This window comes from Streptomyces sp. NPDC026062, from assembly GCF_055568375.1.
In genome coordinates this window covers 1-3,572 of record NZ_JBVHOQ010000111.1, presented here as the reverse complement: position 1 = coordinate 3,572, position 3,572 = coordinate 1, and the positions used below count along the sequence as shown (strand labels likewise).

Here is a 3,572-nt window from a genome sequence, read left to right as displayed (position 1 = left end):
GCCCGTCGAGTACGAAACCAACTACTACACCGAACTCACGAAACCCCAGGTCACAACCACAATCTGAGATCTCTACCGAACCCGGGGCGATTCAGACTCCGGCGCGGACTGGGTGCGTGAACAGTCGCGCTCGGTGGCGAACCGGATGGGCGCCGAGGTCGAGGAAATGGATCTCGGCCAGACGGAAGACAAGAAGAAGCTGGTCTATGGCAGCCCGTCCGAGATCCGCTCGACCGCCACGCACCTGAAGAACCTGCAGAGCTCGCTCGACAAGGTCGGTGGTGGGCTCAAGGGGCTGGACGCCTCCGAGCTCAAGGGGAAGACGGCGGACGCGTTCCGGGACTCGGTGTCCGTGGAGCCGCCCCAGTGGTTCAAGGCCGCCGACGCCTTCGAGAAGGCCGCAGGGGCGCTGGAGTCGTTCGCCGGAACGGTCGAGTGGGCGCAGGGCCAGGCCCAGTTGGCGATCGACAAGTGGAAGGCGGGCATCAAAGCCTCCGAAGAGGCGATGGACGCCCACAAGGAAAAGTGCGACACGTTCAACAAGGCTGTCGACACATACAACGCCCAGCCCGCCGACAAACGCGACCCCGCCACCCTGCCGCCCAGGCCCGGCGAGTTCACCGACCCCGGCAAGGCACGCATGGAGGAGGCCCAGCAGCTCCTCGCCGAGGCGCGTACGCAGCGCAACACCGCAGCCGAGACCGCCCGCACCGCCGTGGCGGCCGCGCGTGACGCCGCGCCGAAGAAGCCGAGCTACGCCGAGCAGGCCATGGACGGGCTCGCCGAGACCCAGATCATGAACACGCACTTCGTCGGCGGGGTCGCCAAGGGCACGGCCGGGCTTCTCAACTTCGTACGGACCGTCAACCCGATGGACCCGTACAACGTCACGCACCCCGCCGAGTACGCCCTCGCGCTGAACAACACCGCCGCCGGACTCGTCCAGGTCGCCAACGACCCCTGGGGCGCCGGCAAGCAGATGGTCACCGAGTTCATGAAGGACCCGTCCGAAGGGCTCGGCCGACTCGTCCCCGACCTGGTCCTCACCGCCGCGACCGGCGGTGGCGGCGCCGCGGTCAAGGGAGCCCGGACCGCGAAGGAACTCGCCGACCTCGCCCAGGACGCGAACAAGGCCCGCCGCCTGATCGACGACGCCCCCGAAGGCACCCACAACCGCACCCCCGAGGAACGCACCACCAAGGGCACCGACCCGGTCGACCTCGCCTCCGGCCGCATGTTCCTGCCCCAGACCGACATCGTCCTGCCCGGCGTCCTGCCGCTCGCCTTCACCCGCCGCGTCGAATCCGGCTACACCGCAGGCCGCTTCTTCGGCCCCTCCTGGTCCTCCACCATCGACGAGCACCTGGAAATCGACGCCACCGGCGTCATCCACGTCACCGACGACGGCCGTCTCATCACCTACCCCCACCCCGCACCCGGTCTCCCCACCCGCCCCGAATCCGGAACCTCACGCAGCGTCCTCAGCCGTGCGGAGACCGGCGACTACACACTCACTGACCCCGACACCGGCCTCACACGCCACTTCGACGCCCCACCCGGGACGGAGCCCGGCGAAGACGGCACCGCCTGGCTCGCCGAAATCAGCGACCGCAACCACAACACCATCACCTTCGACCGCACCGACGACGGCACACCCCAGGCACTCGTCCACTCCGCCGGCTACCAGCTGTCCGTAGCCACGGCCGGCGGCCGCGTCACGACGCTGGTGCTGGCTCCAGCACGTACCGGTGAGGACAACCGCCCAGATGACGGACCTGCCCGGCCCGTCATGGCCTACGGCTACACGGACGGAAACCTCACCGCGGTCACCAAGCCCTCCGGCGCCACCCTCACCTTCACGTACGACGACCACCGCAGGGTGACGGGCTGGATCGACTCCAACGACAGCCGCTACACCTACACGTACGACGATCAGCACAGGGTGATCTCCGAGGGCGGCGAGTCAGGCCACTTCCACGTCACCCTCAGCTACGGTCTGCACGATCCTGCGACGGGGCACCGAGCCACCACCCTGACCACCGCCGAGGGCCACACCACACGCCACCTCATAGGCGCGGGAAGCCGCGTCCTCGCGACCACCGACCCGCTGGGCCACACCACCCGCTTCACCTACGACACACACGGCAACCGGCTCAGCCGCATGGATCCTCTCGGGCGAACTACCGCGTTCGCCTACGACACGAACGGAAAGCTCTCTGCGGTAACACACCCGGACGGCAGCCGAATCCGCCTGCACCGCAACCGGCTCGGTCTTCCCACAACGTTCGTCGCAGCGGATGGCGCTCGTCGCGGCCAGGAGTTCGATGGTCGTGGCAATCGAACCATGGTCACCGACCCTGCTGGGCACGCCACTCAATATGCCTACGACGCCCGCGGCGGTCTCGCTTCAGCCACCGATGCGCTGGGCGCGGTCACTACCTTGAGCTGCAACACAGCCGGACTCCCCATGGAAGTCACAGATCCGCTGGGCGGCAGCCTGCGCTACGAGCGAGACGCCTTCGGCCGTCCCGTAAGCGTCACCGATCACTCAGGCTCGGTCACCCGATTCGAGTGGTCGATCGACGGGGACCTCAGCCGCCGCACAGGGCCAAATGGCATGAGCGAGTCCTGGATCTACGACGGCGAAGGAAACTGCATTCGCCATACGAACACTGCCGGCCGCACGACACGCTTCGAGTACACCCACTTCGACACCTTGGCAGCTCGGACAGAACCGGACGGCAGCCACTACGAGTTCAGTTACGACTCGGAACTTCGTCTGACCAGAGTCACCAACCCCCAGGGGGCGTCCTGGACCTATACCTACGACTCCGCCGGGCGGTTGATCTCAGAGACGGACTTCGACCAGCGCACCACCATTTACACGTACGACCCCGCGGGACGGCTCGTACTTCGCACCACTCCAGTTGGCGAAAGCATTTCCTATGCACACGACGTGCTGGGGCGAGTGATCCGCGAGGACGCCGCGGGCGAAATATCGACGTTCGGGTACGACGGCGCAGGCCGCTTGGTGCGGGCCGCGGGCCCGGACAGTGAACTGCTGTATCAGTACGATCGACGCGGACTGATCAAGACGGAGATGGCCGACGGTCGCACCACAACGTATGCGTACGATGCCCTGGGCCGGCGCACACGCAGAGTCACTCCCACCGGCCACATATCGACCTATGCCCATGATGCCGCCGGTCGCCGCACCCACATGACGGCGGGCGCTCAGCACATCGTTTTCACCCATGACACCGCAGGCCGCGAGATCGACCGGGCCTTCGGCACCGGGCTGAACCTAGCCTCATCCTGGGATGGGGCCGGTCAATTGCTCGACCAAAGACTGAGCGCGGGCGGCCGCTCCCTGAAGCACCGCGCATACACGTACGGCGCTGACGGCTACGTCGTTACTGTGAACGACACTCTGTACGGTACACAGCGCTTCGAGCTCGACCCCGTCGGCCGGATCACTATTGATCCGAAACGCTTTGGATTCAGGCTCGTTGACGGTGTGTGAGTGATCTGGTGGGGGATGCGCGGACCTGGTCGCCGGACGCGCAGGAGGC

At 66.7% G+C, this 3,572-nt stretch carries 1 pseudogene; it reads left to right on the top strand.

What is annotated here, in order from left to right:
* Positions 1 to 94 precede the first annotated feature (94 nt).
* Positions 95 to 3,478: pseudogene (locus tag ACZ4LX_RS37970) on the top strand (putative T7SS-secreted protein); the annotation flags it as partial.
* Positions 3,479 to 3,572 lie beyond the last annotated feature (94 nt).